At 58.9% G+C, this 21,150-nt stretch carries 14 protein-coding genes and 2 pseudogenes; 8 read left to right on the forward strand and 8 right to left on the reverse strand.

What is annotated here, in order from left to right; translation table 11 throughout:
* Window positions 1–260: 260 nt before the first annotated feature.
* From FJ428_RS27390 to FJ428_RS27405, 4 genes and pseudogenes are all read left to right on the forward strand, one after another.
* Window positions 261–512: pseudogene (locus FJ428_RS27390) on the forward strand (ABC transporter permease subunit); the annotation flags it as partial.
* A 7-nt stretch (window positions 513–519) separates the two neighbouring features.
* Window positions 520–1,347: an ABC transporter permease gene (locus FJ428_RS27395; RefSeq protein ID WP_140880542.1), complete on the forward strand. Its 828-nt coding sequence runs from the start codon at window positions 520–522 to the stop codon at window positions 1,345–1,347.
* Window positions 1,347–3,002, forward strand: a complete 1,656-nt coding sequence (locus FJ428_RS27400; RefSeq protein ID WP_140880543.1) for an ABC transporter ATP-binding protein — start codon at window positions 1,347–1,349, stop codon at window positions 3,000–3,002. The genes FJ428_RS27395 and FJ428_RS27400 overlap by 1 nt, the downstream gene beginning before the upstream one ends.
* 137 nt (window positions 3,003–3,139) lie before the next feature.
* A pseudogene (locus FJ428_RS27405) lies at window positions 3,140–4,480 on the forward strand (ISNCY family transposase).
* Window positions 4,481–4,731: 251 nt separating this feature from the next.
* Here FJ428_RS27405 and FJ428_RS27410 read toward each other — a convergent pair.
* Together FJ428_RS27410 and FJ428_RS27415 are read right to left on the reverse strand one after the other, a co-directional pair.
* A complete protein-coding gene (locus FJ428_RS27410; protein ID WP_263486675.1) occupies window positions 4,732–6,141 on the reverse strand; it encodes an amidase in 1,410 nt (469 codons plus the stop codon).
* A gap of 294 nt (window positions 6,142–6,435) precedes the next feature.
* Window positions 6,436–7,995 (reverse strand): ABC transporter substrate-binding protein, encoded by a 1,560-nt coding sequence (locus FJ428_RS27415; RefSeq protein WP_140880545.1) that lies wholly within the window; start codon window positions 7,993–7,995, stop codon window positions 6,436–6,438.
* Window positions 7,996–8,293: 298 nt separating this feature from the next.
* Between FJ428_RS27415 and FJ428_RS27420 the strand changes: the two genes are divergently transcribed.
* From FJ428_RS27420 to FJ428_RS27430, 3 genes are all read left to right on the forward strand, one after another.
* The gene (locus FJ428_RS27420; protein WP_140880546.1) at window positions 8,294–9,280 is read left to right on the forward strand and encodes a GlxA family transcriptional regulator; all 987 of its coding nucleotides are present in this window, start codon (window positions 8,294–8,296) and stop codon (window positions 9,278–9,280) included.
* A 919-nt stretch (window positions 9,281–10,199) separates the two neighbouring features.
* Window positions 10,200–11,669, forward strand: coding sequence for a hypothetical protein (locus tag FJ428_RS27425; protein ID WP_140880547.1), 1,470 nt, complete (start codon window positions 10,200–10,202; stop codon window positions 11,667–11,669).
* Window positions 11,666–12,637, forward strand: coding sequence for a hypothetical protein (locus tag FJ428_RS27430; RefSeq protein ID WP_140880548.1), 972 nt, complete (start codon window positions 11,666–11,668; stop codon window positions 12,635–12,637). The genes FJ428_RS27425 and FJ428_RS27430 overlap by 4 nt, the downstream gene beginning before the upstream one ends.
* A gap of 1,242 nt (window positions 12,638–13,879) precedes the next feature.
* On the opposite strand, the gene FJ428_RS27440 is transcribed toward FJ428_RS27430, so the two are convergent.
* The 6 genes from FJ428_RS27440 to FJ428_RS27465 all read right to left on the reverse strand — a co-directional run bounded on the left by FJ428_RS27440 (window position 13,880) and on the right by FJ428_RS27465 (window position 19,801).
* Window positions 13,880–14,647: an SDR family oxidoreductase gene (locus tag FJ428_RS27440; protein WP_140880549.1), complete on the reverse strand. Its 768-nt coding sequence runs from the start codon at window positions 14,645–14,647 to the stop codon at window positions 13,880–13,882.
* Window positions 14,647–15,840 carry a carboxymuconolactone decarboxylase family protein gene (locus tag FJ428_RS27445; protein ID WP_140880550.1) on the reverse strand — a complete coding sequence of 398 codons (1,194 nt, stop codon included), beginning with the start codon at window positions 15,838–15,840 and terminating at the stop codon, window positions 14,647–14,649. Before FJ428_RS27445 ends, FJ428_RS27440 begins: the two co-directional genes overlap by 1 nt.
* 77 nt (window positions 15,841–15,917) lie before the next feature.
* Window positions 15,918–16,910: an aldo/keto reductase gene (locus FJ428_RS27450; protein ID WP_140880551.1), complete on the reverse strand. Its 993-nt coding sequence runs from the start codon at window positions 16,908–16,910 to the stop codon at window positions 15,918–15,920.
* A gap of 31 nt (window positions 16,911–16,941) precedes the next feature.
* Window positions 16,942–17,499 carry a flavodoxin gene (locus tag FJ428_RS27455; RefSeq protein WP_140880552.1) on the reverse strand — a complete coding sequence of 186 codons (558 nt, stop codon included), beginning with the start codon at window positions 17,497–17,499 and terminating at the stop codon, window positions 16,942–16,944.
* 59 nt (window positions 17,500–17,558) lie between these two features.
* On the reverse strand, window positions 17,559–18,548 hold the full coding sequence (locus FJ428_RS27460) for an aldo/keto reductase (RefSeq protein WP_140880553.1): 990 nt from the start codon (window positions 18,546–18,548) through the stop codon (window positions 17,559–17,561).
* A 77-nt stretch (window positions 18,549–18,625) separates the two neighbouring features.
* Window positions 18,626–19,801, reverse strand: a complete 1,176-nt coding sequence (locus FJ428_RS27465; protein WP_140880554.1) for an aldo/keto reductase — start codon at window positions 19,799–19,801, stop codon at window positions 18,626–18,628.
* Window positions 19,802–19,901: 100 nt separating this feature from the next.
* On the opposite strand from FJ428_RS27465, the gene FJ428_RS27470 reads away from it, so the two are divergent.
* Window positions 19,902–20,795: a LysR family transcriptional regulator gene (locus FJ428_RS27470; RefSeq protein ID WP_140880555.1), complete on the forward strand. Its 894-nt coding sequence runs from the start codon at window positions 19,902–19,904 to the stop codon at window positions 20,793–20,795.
* The last annotated feature ends 355 nt before the right edge of the window (window positions 20,796–21,150 follow it).

The raw sequence follows: 21,150 nt of genomic DNA on the forward strand, positions 1-21,150 counted from the left end.
TCCTTGGTCGATGTAGCGCGTGAATCGCAGTGCGAACCGGCTGGGGGCGCGATGCACAACACTATGCCGTCGCGGGTGCCTGGGATCCGACGTCTCAGGTTGTGCGCCGCGAAATGCGATCGCGCGCATCGGGAACGACGGTCGCCGAAATATAGCGCCGTCCATCAGACGTAAGGCTTCGCCCGCCGGGTCCTACCTTGATCAAGTCCAGGCGCGTTAGGTAATCTGAGATCGAAACGAAATCACCGCGGTTGGAAATACCCAATGCCATCGCGCCGATCATCAATGTCGTCATGCTCAACCTCGCCTATCTCATCGTCGGCGTCGTCGTCGTCGAGGTGATCTTCGTCTACCCCGGCATGGGGCAGTATCTGGTCGACAACGTCTCTAAGCGCGACGTGCCGGTGGTGCAGGCAGTCGGTCTCGTCTTCGCCGCTGTCTACATCAGCCTGAACATTGTCGCCGACGTGACAGCCATCATTGCCAACCCACGCGTTCGTCACCCAAAGTGAGGATAGCTTGACCGGTTTGAAACGTATCCCCATCTCCGCGCTGATCGGCATCGTTCTGACGACGCTGTTAGTCCTGGCAGCGGTCTTTGCACCGTGGATCGCACCGCATGGCAATGCCGAGATCGTCAGCGACGTCCCTTGGGAACCGATGTCGGCGGCGCATTGGCTGGGCACCGACAATCTCGGTCGCGATCTGTTGTCGCGCATGATCTATGGCGCCCGCATCACCCTGCTCATCTCGGTGCTGGCGACCGCGCTGTCCTTCTCGCTCGGCGCCATCCTCGGCTTTTCGGCAGCGGTTTTCGGCGGCTGGTTCGACACGTTTTTGTCGCGCCTGGTCGATCTGCTGATGTCGATCCCGACGCTGATCATGGCTCTTGTCGTGCTTTCGGTGCTGCCAACCAATCTGGTCACCCTGATCCTGGTGATGGGCATTCTCGATTCGACCCGCGTCTATCGCCTATCGCGAGCGATCGCCGTCGACATCAACGTCATGGATTACGTCGAGGCCGTTAAGCTGCGCGACGAAGGCAGTGGCTGGATCATCTTCCGTGAGATCCTGCCCAATGCGCTGTCGCCGCTGGTCTCGGAACTCGGCCTGCGCTTCATCTATGCCGTACTCTTCCTGTCGACGCTCTCCTTCCTTGGCCTTGGCGTACAGCCGCCGGATGCCGACTGGGGCGGCATGGTCAAGGAAAACAAGGACGGCATCGTCTTCGGCATCGCTGCCGCACTCATCCCGGCGGGGGCGATCGCCCTGCTTGCGATTTCCGTCAACCTGGTTGCCGACTGGGCGCTCAACCGGACGACAAGCCTCAAGGGAGGACGCGGGTGATGGCTGACGTCAAAGCGAAGTCCGGCCTGCTGCTCGACATCCGCAATCTGCGCATCGAGGCGACGGTGTTTCCGCCGGGCGAGCCGCCTAAGAACATCGTGCTCATCCATGACGTGTCGCTGACGCTGGAAAAGGGCAAGGTGCTCGGCCTGATCGGCGAGTCGGGCGCCGGCAAGTCGACCATCGGCCTCTCGTCAATGGGCTATGGCCGCGGCGGCGTCCGCATCACCGGCGGCGAAGTCATCCTCAACGGCCGCGACATCCTCAAGGGCGGCAAGGAAGGTTTCCGCAGGCTGCGCGGCCGCGAAGTCTGCTATGTCGCGCAGTCGGCGGCAGCGGCCTTTAACCCGGCGCACAGGCTGATGGACCAGGTGGTCGAAGCCACGCTTCTGCATGGCACCGCGACGCGAGCCGAAGCCGAGAAGCGCGCGGTTGCGCTGTTCAAGAAGCTCAGCCTGCCCAACCCCGAGACCATTGGCGAACGCTTTCCGCACCAGGTCTCCGGCGGCCAGTTGCAGCGCGTGATGACGGCGATGGCGCTCTGTTCCGAGCCGGACCTGATCGTCTTCGACGAACCGACAACGGCGCTCGATGTGACGACGCAGATCGACGTCCTGGCTGCGATTAAGGACGCCATCCGCGACACGCATGTGGCGGCGCTCTACATCACCCACGACCTCGCCGTCGTTGCCCAGGTCTCCGACGAGATCATGGTGCTGCGCCACGGAAGGCTGGTCGAATGGGGCGGCACCCGCCAAATCATCAAGGAACCGCGCCAGGAATATACCAACGCGCTGGTCTCGGTGCATGAGATCGAGCACCAGGAGCAGAGACCTGGGACGTCCCCATTCTTGTCGGTGAAGAACGTTACCGCAGCCTATGGCGGCGGCCACATCAAGGTGCTGAGGAACGTCTCGGTCGATATCTATCCGGGCCAGACGTTGGCTGTGGTGGGCGAGTCCGGTTCCGGCAAGTCGACGCTGGCGCGCGCCATCACCGGCCTGTTGCCGCCCGAACAGGGCACGGTTACGTTCGACGGACGTCCGCTTGCCAACCGGTTGGCCGACCGGCCGAAGGAGGATCTGCGCCAGTTGCAGATGATCTACCAGATGGCCGATGTGGCGATGAACCCGCGCCAGACCGTCGGCACCATCATCGGCCGGCCGCTGGAATTCTATTTCGGTATGCGCGGCCGCGAACGCGACAGGCGCGTCGCCGAACTGCTCGACAAGATCGAGATGGGCAAGGGCTTTTCGGACCGCTATCCGGCCGAGCTTTCCGGCGGCCAGAAGCAGCGCGTCTGCATTGCCCGTTCACTTGCCGCAAAGCCGAAGCTGATCATCTGCGACGAGGTGACCTCGGCCCTTGATCCGCTGGTAGCCCACGGCATCCTCGAACTGCTGCTCGAGCTGCAGAAGGAGGAAGGCGTCGCCTATCTGTTCATCACCCACGACCTCGCCACCGTGAAGTCGATCGCCGATTCGATCGCGGTGATGTATCGCGGCGAGGTGGTGCGCTATGGCCCCAAGAGCAAGGTGCTGACGCCGCCATTCGATGCCTATACCGATCTCTTGCTCTCCTCAGTCCCCGAAATGGAGATCGGCTGGCTGGAAAAGGCGATCAAGGGGCGGCGCATGGCCAGCGCGGGGAACTAGACTAGTTTCCATCCATAAACGGTCAAAGCGTTGATATTATTGAGTGAATTGTAGCTTTGCGCGGGCAAGGCCCGGCGGTTTCAGGTATCTTGGCTCATGCCACTGAGTCCAAATCCCTGCCACCGCCGGAGCCGACAATGCGCCAAGAACGCACCGTCCAAGCCAGCATATTCGATGTTTTCGCCACGCACGAGATCGGCCACGAGCTGAAGACGATGTCGCAATGGCTGGACGAACATCGCGATCTGTTGGGCTTGGTAACCCGTGACTTGGTTCGGGTCGGCGTCAAGGCCACCGGTCGGCGAGGCCTGCCGGCCGAAGCGGTGTTGCGCTGCGCGATCCTCAAGCAGTACCGGCAACTGAGCTACCAGGAACTGGCGTTCCATCTCGAGGACTCAGCCTCGTTTCGCGCCTTTGCCCGCCTGCCATGGTCATGAAGCCCGCAGAAGTCGATGCTGCAAAGGACGATCAGCGCGATCCGGCCCGAGACCTGGGAGGCGATCAATCGGACCCTGCTGTCGGGCGCGCGGCAGGCGAAGCTCGAGGACGGCGCGGTCGTGCGGTTGGACAGCACCGTGACCTCGGCACTCATGCACGAGCCGAGCGACAGCAGCCTGCTATGGGATGCAGTGCGGGTCATGGTGCGCCTTCTGAAGCGGGCCGATACCTTGGTCGTCGGCGCCGGCTCATCATGGCGCGATCATTGCCGCGCAGCCAAGAAACGCGCCCGCAAGATCCAATTCACGCGCGGTCGACCCAATCGGGTCCAACTCTACCGCCAACTGATCGCAATCGCCCGCGCGACCTTGGCCTATCTGAAGCAGGCGAGCGAGCGATTGGCCGTGGCGAGCACTCCGCTCATCGCACTGTGGCAGATCCAGGTCCGTCACTATCGGCCGTTGGTCGAACGCATCATCAGACAGAGCGAGCGGCGGGTGTTGGCCGGCGAGCCGGTGCCGGCCAAGGAGAAGTTGGTCAGCCTGTTCGAACCGCATGCCGATATCATCGTCAAAGGCAGCCGCGATACCCAGTACGGCCACAAGCTCAACCTGACCACCGGCAGGAGCGGCATGATCCTCGATCTGGTGATCGAAGCAGGCAACCCGGCCGACAGCGACCGCTTGCTGCCGATGCTGGAGCGCCACATCGACCTCTATGGCCAAGCGCCGCGGCAAGCGGCGGCCGATGGCGGCTTCGCCACTCGCGCCAACCTGGCTACAGCGAAGGCGTGGGGCGTCTGCGACATGGCCTTCCACAAGAAAGCCGGCCTCAGGATCGAAGACATGGTCAGAAGCAAGTGGGTCTATCGCAAGCTACGCAACTTCCGTGTCGGCATCGAAGCTGGCATCTCATGCCTCAAGCGTGCCTACGGCTTGGCACGCTGCACCTGGCGCGGCCTCGATCACTTCAAGACCTACGTCTGGTCCTCAGTCGTGGCCTACAACCTCGTCCTTTTCACTCGCCTCAAAGCGACCTGACGCCAACCGGCATCGCAGTTGCGTCGCACCGGCCAATGCCGGTCCTCGTGGCGTGCGCCTGATCGTGCCGACGACACCATTTTGTCGACAGTCCACGCTCTTGGCCCTGCCCACGCCCGGCAAGGCGCTTCCGGCCCCGCACAAGCCATTGTAAACGCTGCGAAATACACACGTTTATGGATGGAAACTAGACTAGACCGGCCGAACCCTGGCTGCTGCGGATCGCGAACATTAAACGTTGGATCCAAGGCTCACGGCTGCCGTCGTAGCGTCGACACAGTGACAGGCGCATGGGCCTCAAGAACTTCCGCTATTTTAAAGCAATTTCCTTCATGGAACTTCGTTGATACAATTTGAATCCCTAGCGGAGTTCCTTCGTAATCTCCCAACGGCACTGCCAAACTCGGAAGCCCCAAAGGAGGTATAGCTAGAAGCGGCCGCTGCGCATCGGCTATTTCCTTGAAAGCTTCAAAGCCGAGAAGATCAGCACCGTTGGCGAAAGGCATTTTATCGGAGACAGGCAAGATGATCGTCGGAAATTTCTCCATGAATTGCTGCAGGTTTCGCATCACAGCGATCCGGCGCTCGAAACATTGTAAAATCTCGTCTCCGTTCAAGCGCGGAGCATACCGCATATGATCGGAGATGGAGACCTTGCTCGCGTGGTCTCCAAACTGCTCGATAGAGGGGACCAGAAACCGACGCTCTTCGTTGATGACCAGAGAATGCCATAATTCACTTGCCTCGTAGAGACCGGGAGCATCAACCTCTTCCACGTCATACCCTGCGCGCTCGAGCCAATAGCCGGCTCGGCGTATAGCGCTGGATATGATGGGATCAGTCATCTCGAACGGATTTGGTGATATGGCGACACATCGAGATCGAGATCCTTCCGTCACGTGAATCGCGGCTTTGATCCAGTTGGGATCACGCGGGTCGCGTTGCTCCATTGCAGAGAGAGCGAGCCTAAGATCCGCCACGGACCTGGCTATGGGCCCTTCAACCGCCATCAACTGCGCCGTGATCGGTGCCTCAGCCTTCCGACTAGGATTAAAACGCGGAATACGCCCCGTCGTTGGGCGCAATCCCATCACGCCACAGGCATATGCTGGATATCTGATAGAACCGCCAAAGTCGTTACCTTGGGCTATAGCCCCCATGCCAGCAGCCACAGCAGCGGCGGCACCGCCGCTCGATCCGCCTGGGGTCAACGCCTTGTTTCGCGGATTTATGGTGGGCCCATGCAATTCGTTATCGGTGAACCAACGATGGGAAAAGGCTGGAGTATTGGTCCGTCCCACGATAATGGCCCCCGACTTCCGGAAGTTCGAAACCACGGTGCTATCTTCGTTCGATATCGCGTCACGGAATGCCACCACGCCGTTGGTAGATGCACAGCCTTTTTGGTCAGTGTTGACTTTAATCGTTATCGGTACGCCGTGTAGGCGCCCAAGTGCTTTTCCTTGCCGCAATTCGGCGTCGGCTTTATCGGCAGCCGCTAGCGCTTCCTCGGCTAGAATTTCCACAAGAGCATTTGTCTCGGGATTGACCTCCCAGATTCGTGCCAAGACCGCATCAACGATTTCGCGGGATGATAACTGTCCCTGCGCTATCTGCTTCGACTGTTCGTCGGCGCTCATGCACCAAATTTCACTGGACAAATTCTTGCTCCTCAGCTGGCCAGTTTGGTCTCACTGGGCACGGAACTACGGCGCGGCAGTTCCGGCTGCCGTCGCAGGATCAGCCGGCGCACCGATCAAGGCGATCAATGGCAGCGATTGGGCGCGGCCCAAGGGCCGGTGATACACCCGAAAGGCGATATGTCCGCCAACCAGTCGATCATGGGATTTCGACCTTGCCCCCGGGAGGACGGCTCCCGGGGGCGTCCGGGTCTGCTTGGGAGGGCAGCCGCCTGAAGCGCCATGGATCAACCCCACATGGCCCGCAGGTTTTTATTATTCCAGCCAAACCTTCTCAAAAAATCGGCCGTTCATCAGTTCGTTGTTGACGTCCGGAACATACCCTTTGACCTTGTGGCTGACGCCATCGAGATATTGATTGAACATTGGGATAATGGCGCCGCCATCGTCGCGTATCATCTCACTTGCCAGCTTGTACTTGGCAGTACGAATAGCCTCATCGTCGGTGCTTCTCGCTTCCGCCAACAACTTGTCGAATTCGGGCCGCATCCAAGCCGTATCATTCCACGGAGCGTCCGATTTGTACGCGAGAGCAAGAGCCAGATCCTGGGTGGGACGGCCATCCCAGAATGTGCCGCAGAACGGCTTTTTCAGCCATATGTCGGTCCAGTAGCCGTCGCCAGGTACACGAATCACGTTGATGTCAATGCCAGCCTTCGCTGCATGCTCTTTGTAGAGTGTCGCGGCATCAACAGCCCCGGGGAACGCGACATCCGAAATGTGCAGGTCGATCGGGCCTGAATGACCTGACTTTTTATAAAGGCGGCCAGCTTCTTCCGGGTCGTATTTTCTTTGCGGAAGGACTGTCGCAAGCGGGTAAGCATCGTTGATCGGCGTGTCGTTGCCAGCCGCTCCATAGCCATACAGGATACGACGGACGAGATCTTCCCGATCAATGGCGAGCTTCAGCGCCATTCTCAAGTCAGCATTGTCGAAGGGAGCGGCATCGCAACGCATCGCAAGGCTATAGTGGGCGCGACCCTGTGTTGGCACGATCGTCGCCACTTTCGAACCTTTGATCAACGGCACAATTTTTGGAGGAATGGTATCGATAAGGTGAACTCGACCGTTGAGGAGTGCCGATATGCGTGCAGTAGCGTCGTTGATGACAAGCGATTCGATGGAGTCCACGAAACCGACGTCTTCGCGCCAGTAATCCTTGTACTTTGTCGTGATGTAGCGTGTTCCTAGATTCACTTCTTTCAGGGCATATACCCCCGTGCCGATCCCAGAATCGACCGGTAGACCTTCCGGCTGAACGACGACATGATAGTCGGTCAGCACATAAGGGAAGTCGACGTTCGGTTCATTGAGTGTAATCGTTACCTCGTGGTCATTTTCTGCTTTAACATCGGAAACGATTCTCATTCCGGCAGCACCGCCCGATTTAGTTTCGGGCCCACGGTGACGATTCAAGCTGTAGATCACATCCTTCGCAGTCATCAGCTTACCATTGTGGAACGTTACGCCTTTTCTGATTTTGAAATTCCATTTCAACAGATCTTTCGAGTAGTCCCAGCTTTCAGCCAGCATCGCCTCCAAACCTTTGCCGTCGGAGGCCGGACAAATCAAGTTTTCCTGGAGTTGCTTGACCATGTTTCCAGCGGCTTGTGCAGCAGAAAGCGTGGGATCAAGGCTGTCGGTGCTTGCGCCACCGGCCAGCCCTACCACCAGATGACCGCCCTTTACCGGCTCGTCTGCTGCAAAGCTGAATCGATTGGTCGCTGCCAGCGCGCCTGCGGCGCCAACCGACTTCAGAAAGGTACGGCGATCGAAGGTCGGTCCTCTGCGCCTGCTCTCGTTTTTGTTGACCATGGAATTCCCCTTTATTGGTTATTGGACTCGTCATCATCGACAGCTATCCGCACGCCGCAGTGTTCGGACGGAGTAACTATCGAGAAAACGAGGGGGAGCGTTTGACGTTTTCGGCAGTTCAGTTTACATTTGAAGCCTGATCCGGACCGGCGACCGAGTTCCAACAGCCGCACTGTCCGCAGAGATCTTGGACAATGGCCGATCGCGCCGTCCAAAGATGGAGCCTCACCCTGAGGCATTCCGATCTATGTCGATTGTGGGATATGAACCCAAAAATGACTAAATATGAGCGCGCACCATGAAAACAGCTTTTTCCGCGCCCGGTGACGAGCCCCACAAAATAGCTATCCTGCTCCTAGAGCAATTCGCAATGATTGCCTTCTCCTCGACCGTTGAACCTCTCCGCGAGGCCAACTGGGTTGCTGGAAGGCGCATCTACGAATGGACTGTTGTTTCTCACGACGGAAACCCCGTGCGCGCGAGCAACGGTCTTATGCTGGAAGTCAACGCCCCGATCAAAGATGTTGACTTGAGTGCGATCGTAATCGTTTGCAGCAGCTTCAATCCCCACCTCTACACAACTCAACCCGTCCTAGCTTGGCTGAGGCGACAAGCACGTCGAGGTGCTATGATCGGAGGGGTGGAGACCGGAGCCTATGTTCTTGCCCTCGCCGGACTCCTCGATGGACATCGAGCAACCATCCACTGGGAGAATGCAACGAGCTTCGTTGAAGAATTCCCGCAAGTCGAACTGACCAATGGCATCTTCGAGATTGATCGCCGACGTTTCTCGGCGTCCGGCGCTTCCGCCGCTATGGACATGATGCTATGCATGATCTCCGAACAGGCAGGGCAGAAAATTGCTTCAGGGGTCGCTGATGAGTTTGTCTACAATCGGATCAGGCGTTCTGAAGCGCCCCAGAGGCTCCCAGTGGCCGACAGGCTCAGTACGCGAAATCCGCGGCTGCGCCGGCTTCTCAGTTTCCTTGAAAAGAGACTAACCGAGGCGATCGATGTAGGGGAAATGGCCGTCGTTGAAGAGATCTCGGAGCGTGAAGTCCAACGTCTGTTCAGAGTTCACTTGGGCACGTCGCCCAAGGCTTATCATCGCAGGCTCCGCTTACAGCGCGCCCAGGACCTGCTTCGTCAGACCGACCTGCCTGTTTCCGAAGTCGCCTCGAGTTGCGGCTTTGGTTCCGGGGCGGACTTTTCAAGAGCTTATCGGCGTGAATTCGCACGTCGACCGAGCGACGACTGCGGAGTCGTTTATCTCCTGGACCGATAGCCGGCTAGGGCGACACTAACGATGCCGATTGGTCCTGCGCCGGTGCGCGAGCGCCCGGCCAAGGCAGGGGTGAACCTGGCCGGCAATATCGCCTGGCAGCGGGGACCGAAAATTCGAAGCGGTTTGCACGTCACTGAACGTTAGGCTCCCCGTCGCGCGTATGCCAAGCTGCGACATGGTTCGAAGGAATGTCCGTTCTTCCAGAAACCGGCTGAGTTCTCAAAGTTAGGCCGAAACAGTTTGGAATGGCGCGCCCGACAGGATGAAACTGAGAACTCGTATGTGATTGTTTGTGCGATGTTTTCCTAAAGTCGACCCGGCAACATTCAACCATTCTGGATTGTCGCGGCGTCAAAGGAGGTCGTGGACGAGCAAGAATGACGTTGTTCGAACGCCCGTTCCGGAAATGGACCGACATGACCAATCGTAAACTTATGCCGAGCAACGTCGCTCTCGTAGTCATCGATATCGTCAAGACTCGTAATGGACATTAGCGACCGGCCGATCGGCCGTGACCAACCAAGGCGGCGCCATGCGCTCCCCGTGGCACCCACGTTCCGCCACACAAGCGTAGCGCCATCTTCCTAACGTGGTATAATACTGCCTGAGTTCATCGCAGACGGCCGCTCCCGTGGCGCCGCGCCGGTAGGGGGCTACAACGCACGCAGTGAGACCACTTAACGGTCGCCGCGATTAGCTCGACTTAAGGCCAAGGACAGGGAAGCCCCTGCTTGCAATCCGGGGCGTACGCATTGCGGAGGCGCCGCCGCTGAAATTCAACGTATCTCAAAATCCAACGCACGCAACCGGCACACCCTCCCTGTCGGAGGATTGCTGTCGGCAGCAACAAATGTGACTACGTGTATTCACATCGACGGAGGGAGTTAGCCCCTACGCAATTGAAAAAAGTGAGGAACCGATGCCCACAACCCAAGAGCTTACTCAAATCAAAACTGCGTTCGCGGACCAGTATGATCTCGACCTCTCTGGAATAAACAAAGATGCCGGAGTTCTAAGAGAATACATCACGAACTTAAGCAGTGCAAAGGCATCAAGCCTGCCGGAAGAATGCTACACGTACAATGGCCCGCAAGATTTCGCGCCCAATATTGAAACAATATCTGCAACGGCCATAAAGCCGGATCCGCGACTACAGATACGCCAAGTCGAGGTCAACCTGGATGAGGCAACAAAGCATATTCAAGCCTGCCAGGCAATCAGAGACCGTTATGGCGAAATAGCGCGGCAGAGGAGCGATACCCGTTTCAAAGGCGAGGAGTTCCTTCGGCTAGATGACGTCCACGGACAAGAAATAGAGGCCGGCCTGTATCAGCTCCCGTGGCAAGAAGCCGAGGACGAAGGCAAGGGTCTCCAGGCCGCGATCGAGCAGGTGAACAAACAGCAAAGTATTCCGCGAGAACTTCTTGGCGAACTTTCGAGCGACGAGAAGTACGCAAAACTTTTGGTCGACAGCCGGATTCAAAACAATATAAAGGACAATGCCTTTATAACCCAGAATACAGCAAACAATGTACAGGATCAGGTGGCCCTTAGGGCACTCTCCACTTTTGAGTTCCGCGGATACATTGAATTGGCGAATTGGATGGAGACGTTGGCTGGAGCAACGTCGACCCTGGCACAGCTCACTTCCAAGTTCACTACGGCTCAGCGGAAGGAGAAATATCTGCGTCTGGACGAAGGATTTAAGCTACAGCGTAGAACTATCAGCCGGCAGTTGGCCTGGCTACAAATTGCTGAACATTGCCGCATAGGCTCTGAGCTGAATTTTGACGAGAGACTTAGGCAACATAAGTTGCTTTTCGAGACAGCCATCGGGCCGTTAGTCGAGCGCGCGCTCGTTATCGAGATTGGTCTGAAAGATCTTTATGGCATTGCCATACCGCTGGGTACGCTGGAGACAGGCAGCATACTTGATCGCATTTCCGTATGGTTGGTTGAGGTGTCGGACGCGATTTCCAAATGGAAGCGCACTCAACGCCTGAGCGTTGTACAATTTCTTAACGTAGGAGACGTGGAGACAAATCCAGAGAATGGCACGTTTAAAGCGCGCCTTTCGGTTAGTGCATCCGATATGCCAGATACCGGCGCGCTTCTGAGGGGAGTGAATTTCGAATTCGTCGGCGACTGCAAAATCCCACTTAGTGTAAACTTGCTTCCTCCCGATGCGACGGCCTTGGGCCCGGCTGGCAGATCACTACGGTTCGGTCGTGTGTGTCCAGTTGCGCCTAACTTGGAGTTAAGGCCACAGCATTCAGAAATTTTTTGGAACGGCTCTGCTGCAGGGGATTGGAACGTTTCTGGCACATACACGCCGAGCGCCGGGTCAGTAGCTAGATTGGTTATGTACCTTTGGGTAGTGTCGATATGAAAGCGCCGAAGCGGGACGATGTTCGGACGCCCGCCGCGACAGACGCCCAGAAAGGGGGATTGAGTCGCCTCAGCGGAACCCGCCGTGACGTACTTGTCATCATTGGTGTGAGCGGAGTTGCATTCTTCACAGTTGATTGCGGCGAAGGGTTCGCTCAGGAGGCGGAAGCCGGTGGTGATACCCCGGTCAGCGGTGCCGGCGGGGACGAAAGGCGATTAACTTTCGACGATGATGTTCGTAGACCGTATAACGATAAAGAGAAGATCGACCAGCAGGAAGAGCCCACCAACATTGAAGCCATTCTGGGAAGCGCATATCGCGCGCCGATGTGTGGCTTTCAGAGCATGACGGCAAACCAACTTATTGCAACTCGAACCGCTGATAGGCCTCCGGGGAGAGTTGACGTTGGGCCCGGAGCTTTTTTTTCAGACGGGCACAATCAGAAAATGACTGCATCAGGTGAGACGGCGCTCGGGGACCTTGTGCGCCAAGCGGCGGCCAAGCTTCCGGAAGGCGTGATTGTGTCTGTTGGAGGCGAATTTGAGCCAAAGGATAATCCAGGAATGATGCGTCGGGATATTGCGCCTGGGCGTGCGCCAGTATTCGTCTTGTTCATGAAAGAATATTCGCGAGGGCATGAAGGAGGGTCAATAACAATAGGCATCGGTAAGAAAGCAGGAGGATATATATCAGTGTCGGGAAATGACGGGTCGCAAAGTTGGTCCGCTGGGGTATTCGCTTCAGTGCCTGGAACTAAAGAGCACGTGACTTTAATGGAAGGGGTCAATCTCACGGACCTCGTGAATGGCACCATAACATTTGAGGTGGGCGGGATAGTATCCGGGCATGGGGTGGTTGAAGTAATCTCTGAGGTACGTCCTGTCGAGATAGCTCATGATATTTTCGTAAATGTCTTGGGACCTCTCTCTGATCATAAGAACTTTCAAGACCCCATGATATCATTTTAAGTTTCTTGGTGCCGATGGACCAGCATGAATCTCTTGAACCATAACCACAAGGACTGCAAACAGGGAGGTACGAGAATGAAAAACTACAGTATAAGTTCCATTTCCTTCTGTCGTCGGACGCTTCTGTGGCAGTCTGCCGGTCTGGGAGCCGGGGTGGCGTTGAGTGGTCTTCTGCCATCAGCGTCGGCATGGGCGGCTCCAGTTACCCAGCTGGGTCCGGAAGTTGCGCTTGGACAGGTGAATGAGGGAGTGGGAAAGGCTTCCATTCCGCCAAACAGCCTACTAACCAGCCTTCAGCTCGGAAAGACCGCGAGGACCGGGCCTAGATGGTTGAATGTAGGGTACAGCCCTATTCAGGGTGCATTTCAGTTGGCCTTGGGCGACGAGAACGTTCTGCCCGTGGCCATCCCACCCCCAAGCAACGGCGGCGGACCCAATATACACGCTCCTGAGGGAACCATAGTCTCTGCGCTTTTACTTGGTCCCAGCGCGCTGACCGTTTTCTATCGCAAGGTCAATTCGCCAGCCAGCTTTAAGCTAGGCCCGGAGGCATTGGGTGTGGGGACAAAGGAGCCGCATGACAACGGCGGAGGAGGCACAGCGAGGCAGAACGGCGATACAATCACTGGTTTTCAGATGCAGAAGGACCCGGACGGGACGCTTTCCCTTAGAATTTGGTATAGGCCCGTCCTTTAGGGTCAGGTCACCGCTTGTGTAGCCGCCATGATGTGGATTCGAAACTGATTGGACTTCGAAACCCTAAAACGCGCCTGTTCCGCAGGTCGCCGTAAAATGGACACACGGCGCATGCGGCTGCCAACGGCCCTGCCGTCTTTCGCTTCGCTGCGACAAGGCCGTCACCGTCACCACATGCGGCCGCATCTGTTTCGACCGCAAGAAGATCAATCTCAGCCTCGTCTTCGCCGGCCAGACAGTCGGCATCAAACAGGTCGAGGACCATATCTGGCTGGCTAGCTTCATGGACTATGATTTGGGATTCTTCGATGATGAGACATACAGGCGCGAACCACTCCAAAACCCCTTCGGGCCAAAAGTGTTACCCATGTCTCCGGCATAAACCGTAACCCATGTGTCCGGAACGGACCGTTCGGAAGTGGCGCGCCCGACAGGATGAAACTGAGAACTCCTATGTCATTGTTTGTGCTATCTAAATCGTAAGAGGTGTTTTGAGAGGTTGCTGCGCTGCGGTGTGATACCGCGCGTCCCGCGTTCGCGGCGGAGTCAAACCTCAAGGTCTTTCAGGTCCCTGATTACAGATGGCGGTTCCTTCTCAACAGCCATATTCGCGGTATCGTGCGCGGCATCCAGCGAGCCAGCCGGATCGGCATCCAGCGCGGCAAAGAGCGGATCGAAATCCGCCTGCTCCAGCCCGGTCTCCGCGATCACTTCGAAGGTCTTGCGTAGTGCTGCTTCCGAAGTGAGGCTGCGCACGAGCACCCGCGCGATCTGGCGTCTCGCAATGACCCCGTCGCGGGGTGTCCCGGATTGCCGCTTGTCTCCTTGAAGAAATGTCAGCCGAAACTGATCGGCTACGTTGTAGTCGAACCAGCCGGGCCTCACGATCGTGTACGGGTTGCCGCTGATGCGGACAAGCCGCTCCCCGCGCCGCTTCCAGTCATGCGCGCCTTTGCGGTCCGTAACAGCAATGGCGGTCATCAGAGCGATGCGGACCTCCATTCCGCCCAGAGCGGCCAATACGTTACGCACGCCGCCATAGTCGACGAGTTCAGCATCGCGCGGGCCGCCATAGGTTCCGTGGGTAAACACAATCGCGTCGATGCCTTCGACAGCGGCGGCCAGAGAAGCTGGCTGCGTGAGATCGGCGACGGCAATTTCCAGGCCGGGCCGCAGATTCAGCTTGCCGGGACTGCGTACCAGCGCCCGAACCTGATGACCCGCAGATAACGCTTCATCGACGACATGGGTGCCGATGCTCCCCGTGGCGCCAACAGCCAGGACATTCAGCGGCTGCCGCTCGGGCTGTCGCATTAGCGTGCCGGTCCGGCGTTGTACTGGTCATCCTGAACCTTTTCCATCCAGGTGACGACGCTGCCATCAAGCGCTTCGGACACGGCGAAATGCACCATCGGTCCGGCCGGACTTGCGCCGTGCCAGTGCCGTATGTTCGGCGGTATCCAGACCACGTCGCCCTGTCCGGCTTCCTCGATCGGTCCGCCTTCCTTCTGCACCCAGGCCTTTCCGGAAACAATGTACAGCGTCTGGCCGAGCGGATGAGTGTGCCAAGCCGTATGCGCGCCCGCCTCGAACGACACGGTCGCGCCGCCGATTTTGGCAGGCTCATCGCCCTTGTATTGGGTGGCGATCCGTACTCTGCCGGTAAAATACTCAGCAGGCGCGTCAATGCCGCCACCGGGTGCAGCGCGGACGATCTGGATATTGCCGCCGCCTGTCGCGTTGGCCGATGTCTTCTGACGGCCTTCAAATACCTTCTTGAGGACGGGCACGGCGGACATAGCGCGCGGCCAGCCCGCGTAGAAGGCGGCCTGTGTGACGACCTCCGCCGCCTCCGCATGGGTCAAGCCATTGTCGAGCGCGCGGGTGAGATGGAAGGAGAGTTGATCAGGCTGTCCAGTCGCAATCAGAGCCGCCATTGTGACGAGGCTGCGATCCCGCGCAGAAAGTTCAGCTCGCCGCCAGAGGTCGCCGAACAACACGCGGTTGGTCAAGTCTGCCAGTGCCGCAGCGGTTGGCGCCACCGCCGCGTCGACTGCCCCACTCCGTAAGGCTTCAGCAGCCGCGTCCAACTCGATTCTCGGCGCATCGCTTTTCGCCACAGGGCCTATGCCGCGCTCGTCGAACACCTTCTTTGTTTCCGTGACCGCCGAAATCGCATTCGGCCAGCCGGAATAAAAGGCAAGGTGCGTGATCAGTTCGCCGATCTCCTCCTGTCTGACGCCGTTATCCAGCGCGCGGCGCAGGTGCCCCGCCAGCTGCGCCGACTTTCCGGTCGAGACAAGGACGGCAAGGGTGGTCAGGCTACGGTCGCGTGGCCCAAGGTCCTTACGTTCCCAAACCTCACCGAACAGGACATCGTCCGTAAAATGCCCAAGTCCTGGCGCGACATCGTAAACGGCGGGAGGCGCAACACGGGGATTTTCCTGCGCCTCGACGCCTGCGGCCGCGAGCGTTGAAAGCGCCACAGAAGCGGCAATTTCCTTCATGTATTTCATCCTTCATGCCCTGTGCGGAAAACGAATTCGCGAGGTATCCGCACAGGTTTTGTGAACCGGCACTTCAATTAGAGTCCCGTCATTTTCAGCGCGGCTTCGGGCAGGCGCGCCCCTTCGACCTTGATTTGCGAGAGCGCCTTGTCGATCTCGCGCAGATCGTCAGCGCTCAACGCGACATCGACAGCGCCGAGATTCTCCTGCAGCCGATGAAGCTTCGTCGTGCCGGGGATCGGGACAATCCAGGGCTTCTGCGCGAGCAGCCAGGCAAGCGCGATCTGCGCCGGTGTCGCACTCTTACGCTCAGCGACGGACTTCACGACATCGACCAGGGCGCTATTGGCCTTGCGTGCTTCCGGTGAAAAGCGCGGCACGTTGTTCCGGAAATCCGTCGGATCGAACTTGGTGTTCTCGTCGATCTTGCCGGTCAGGAAACCCGCACCGAGCGGGCTGAACGGGACGAAGCCGATGCCAAGCTCCTCGACGACCGGCAGGATTTCTTCTTCCGCCCCGCGATAGAAGAGCGAATATTCATTCTGCACGGCCGTAACCGGATGGACGGCATGCGCGCGGCGGATCGTCTGCGCGCCCGGCTCCGAAAGCCCGTAGTGCTTGACCTTGCCTTGCGCGACCAGCTCCTTGATCGCGCCTGCGACGTCCTCGATCGGCACAGCGGGATCGACGCGGTGCTGATAGACGATATCGATACGGTCCGTGCGCAGGCGCTTGAGGGAAGCATCGGCAACGGCTTTGATGTGCTCGGGACGGCTGTTCAAACCGCCTTTGCGCTCACCAGTGGCAAGATCGATGTCGAACCCGAACTTCGTCGCGATCACCACCTGATCGCGGATCGGCTCCAGCGCTTCTCCGACCAACTCCTCATTCGCGAAGGGGCCGTAGGATTCCGCCGTATCGAACAGCGTGACGCCGCGCTCGTGCGCCGCGCGGATCAGCTTGATCATCTCCTGCTTGTCGGCCGGCGGCCCGTACAGCGCGCTCATGCTCATACAGCCGAGGCCAAGCGCCGAGACTTCAAGATCGCTTCCGAGTTCGCGCGTTTTCATTTTTATCTCCTTGTCTTGTGGTTTGCGGCGATCAGTTCGCCGCCGTCTCTTCCAGCCAGCTGTCGACCTTGCTGATCGTTCTCTTTTCCTGATCTGCTTCCAGCACGAAGGCCTGCACGATCTTCGCGCCGGGCGCGTGCGAGGCGAGCACCGATAGCGAAGTGCCAGGGCCGTAACCGCCGTGGGTGATGAAGGGATGAATTGTCTTGCCCTTGAGATCGTGCGACCGCAGGAACGACCGGATCACTGGCGGCGCTGTCTCGCCCCAGATCGGAAAGCCAAGATAGATCGTGTCGTATTGATCGAGGTTCCCGACGCGCTGCGCGAGCGGCGGCTCGATGCCTTTGTCGCGTTCGATGCGCGCACGCTCGACCGTCGCCTCATAGTCCTCCGGATAAGGCGTGGCCGCCTTGATCTCGAAGATGTCGGTCCCACGTTCGCGCTGGATCGTGCCCGCGATCACGCGCGGATTGCCGGACCGGGAGAAATAAACGACGAGCGCTTTTGCCGACGACGACGGCTTCATCGCGCGCTCCTGTGCGAGGGCGGGAAGCGCAGCGCCAAGCAGCAGCAGTGCCGAAGCGCCCATCGCCGACCGCCTGGAAAGCCGTCCATCTTTGAAAAACCTGGCAAGTTGGTCATCGCGCATCAGCGTCCTACCCGTGTTTTGAGATGGGCCGGATAGCGGTCCCCCTGCACCTCGACCGACGCCAGCGCCTTTTCGATGCTGGCAAGATCGGCCGCCGTCAGCTCCACCTCGGCTGCGCCAAGATTCTCCTCAAGCCGGTGCAGCTTCGTGGTCCCGGGGATCGGCACAATCCACGGCTTGCGGGCGAGCAGCCACGCGAGGGCGATTTGCGCGGGCGTCACACCCTTCGTCTGAGCGATGCTCGTCAGCAGATCGACAAGCGACTGATTGGCTTTGAGCGCTTCGGGAGAAAAGCGCGGCACGATGCTTCGAAAGTCATCCTTCCCGAAGGTCGCGCTCTCCTTGATCGCGCCGGTAAGAAAGCCTTTGCCCAACGGGCTGAAGGGCACAAAGCCGATGCCGAGTTCCTCAAGGGTCGGCAGGATGTCTTTTTCAGGTTCACCCCACCACAGCGAATATTCGCTCTGCAGGGCCGTCACCGGCTGCACGGCGTGTGCACGGCGAATAGTCTCTACGCCCGCTTCCGACAATCCGAAATGCTTGACCTTGCCCTGGACGATCAGGTCCTTGACCGTGCCGGCGACGTCCTCGATCGGCACGTCCGGATCGACGCGGTGCTGATAGAACAGATCGATGCGGTCGGTGCGCAGGCGCTTGAGCGAGGCATCCGCGACCTCGCGGATATGCGCCGGCTTGCTGTTGAGGACTTGCTGCTTGTTGTCGTCGCCGAAGGTGAAGCCGAATTTCGTTGCGATCACGACCTGATCGCGGATCGGTTCAAGCGCTTCGCCAACCAGCTCTTCATTGGTGTAGGGGCCATACACTTCGGCCGTGTCGAAGAACGTGACACCCCGCTCTGCCGCAGCCCTGATGAGGGCGATGCCATCGCTCCTGGCGACCGGTGGACCGTAGCCATGGCTTAAACCCATGCAGCCGAGGCCAAGGGCGGACACTTCAAGACCGCTGTTGCCGAGTGTTCTTTTTTTCAAGTTGGCCTCCGTTATCGTTTGCCGCCGTTCGCGAAGGCGGACCTTCGCGAACGGCGCTATTGTCAATTCGAAGAGCGTCAGTCGGACGCCTGCGATTTCTCGGGCGCCTCCACCCCCGAATAGGCGAGAACAGCCGCCGGAAGCCGCTCGCCCTTGATCGGGATCGCCGCGATCTGCTTGTTCAGTGCGGCCACTTCATCGGCCGTAAATCGCACGTGGTCGGCGCCAATATTGTCCAACATGTGCGCCATCTGGGTGGTTCCAGGGATAGGAACGATCCACGGCTTTTGCGCCATCAGCCAGGCGAGCGCGATCCGCGCCGGTGTCGCTTGCTTGCGCTCGGCCCACTCGCGCGCCAGCGCGACGAGCGCGAGATTGTTCGGCAGGTTCTCCGGGGAGAAACGTCCTTCGATGCCGCGGATGTCGCCTTCCGCGAAGCGGGTTTTGGCGTCAATCGCACCCGTCAGGAAACCAACGCCGAGCGGGCTCCACGGCACGAAGCCAATGCCAAGTTCCTCGCACACGGGAAGCACTTCGGCTTCCGGCCCGCGCCAGAGCATTGAGTATTCGCTCTGAACGGCAGTGACTGGCAATTCGGCGTGCGCGCGGCGCAGCGTCTTGAGGCCCATCTCGCTCAGGCCCCAGTGCAACACCTTGCCTTCGGCCTTCAAATCCTTGATTGCGCCGGCTACGTCCTCGATCGGCACCTTCGGATCGACGCGGTGCTGGTAGAGAAGATCGATACGATCTGTCTTGAGCCGCTTCAGCATGCCTTCGACGGCCTGCTTGATCCGCTTCGGCTGGCTGATAAGGCCCGGACGGCGCTCGCCGGTTTCGAGGTCGATGTTCCAGCCGAATTTGGATGTGATCACGACCTTGTCGCGGAACGGCGCGATGCCTTCGCCGAGGATGCGCTCCACCTCGTGCGGCCCGTAGGCCTCTGCCGCGTCGAAAAAGGTCACGCCATTCTCATAAGCGGTCCGGATAATGCGATGCATTTCCGGCCGGCTCGGGATCGTCGTCTGATAGGTCCGGCTCATATTCTGGACGCCAAGCCCGACGCTCGATACCTCAAGCTGACCGAGCTTCCGTCTTCCTTTAATGGGGTCCGGAGCGGGGCTCGCGGCCGTTTGCGCCACCGCGGCTAAGGGCAAGCCGCCTGCCGTGGCAATAGCGGCAATAGCCGCACCGGCACTCAGGATGGTGCGGCGGCTGGGCCCTACGGGGTTCAAAAACTGTTCCTTCTTGTTCATCGCGCGCCTCCTTTGATTGCTTGGCTACTCTTCAGGTAGTTCTGGAAGGTCATCCGACTAGGTGCTATAATCCGGATACGCTTTTAAGCAGGGCTAACAAATGCTCGAAAACCTGGATGATCTGGCCGCTTTTGCCCTCGTGGCCAAGGAACGCAGTTTTACCCGCGCTGCTGCCAAGCTGCGCGTGTCGCCGTCGGCGCTAAGCCAGACGATCAAAGCGCTCGAAGAGCATCTTGGGATGCGGCTGCTGACCCGCACGACCCGAAGCGTCGCGCCAACCGAAGCGGGCGAGCGCCTTATGCGCACGATCGCGCCGAGATTCGAGGAAATTGAGCACGAGCTGGCAGCATTGACCGCACTGCGCGACAGACCGGGCGGCACCATCCGCATTACGGCTGGCGAGCATCCGGCCATTTCCCTGCTACAGCCCGCCCTCAAGAAATTCCTGCCGGAATATCCCGAGATCAACGTCGAGATTATTGTCGATTACGGCCTCACCGACATCGTCACTGAAGGCTATGACGCCGGCGTACGGCTCGGCGAGCAAGTGGCCAAAGACATGATCGCGGTGCGCATCGGCCCCGAAATGCGCATGGCGATCGTGGGATCGCCGGATTATTTTGCCCGGCATCCCGTACCGAAACACCCGCACGACCTGACAACGCACAACTGCATCAACATGCGCCTGCCGACCTACGGCGGACTGTTTCCTTGGGGGCTCGAAAAGGATGGCCGTGAAGTGAATGTGCGCGGCGAAGGCCAGCTCGTGTTCAACAATCTCGGCATGCGGATTAGTTCAGCCCTCGATGGGCTCGGCATCGCATACATCCCCGAAGACCAGGTACAGCGCTCTCTGGATGATGGCCGGTTAGTCCGCGTCTTAGCGGATTGGTGCCCTCCGTTTCCCGGCTACCACCTATATTACACCAGCCGCAGATATGCCTCTGCGGCCTTTGCAACGCTCATTGAAGCGCTGCGATTTCACGAAGCATGAGCCACTCCGGCTGGTAGAGTGTCGCGCCTTGAATGAGCGCATAGGCCTCCGTTCAGGAGCCGACACTGAGCGCACAAGGGACAACGGTTGGCGCTCCCGCTGCCGGCTCTACGGTTCTTAGTTTCGTTCTGAAGTGGTCGAATAATAGCGCGCCCGAAGAGATTCGAACTACTGACCCCCAGATTCGTAGTTTGGAGGTTTGCCGCACCCGCTAGCTTTCGCCGGGGAGTCCCCTCCACCCGCGGAGAGAGGAGCGGCAGCGGGCCCCTGCCCCGACTTCGAGCCTGAGAAGCGAGTCTCGTCGGTGATCGCGTCACCGTGGTCGTACGCTGGCGTGTGGCCGCGTATCCATTCG

This window comes from Mesorhizobium sp. B2-8-1 (genome assembly GCF_006440955.1).
Classification (GTDB): Bacteria; Pseudomonadota; Alphaproteobacteria; order Rhizobiales; family Rhizobiaceae; genus Mesorhizobium.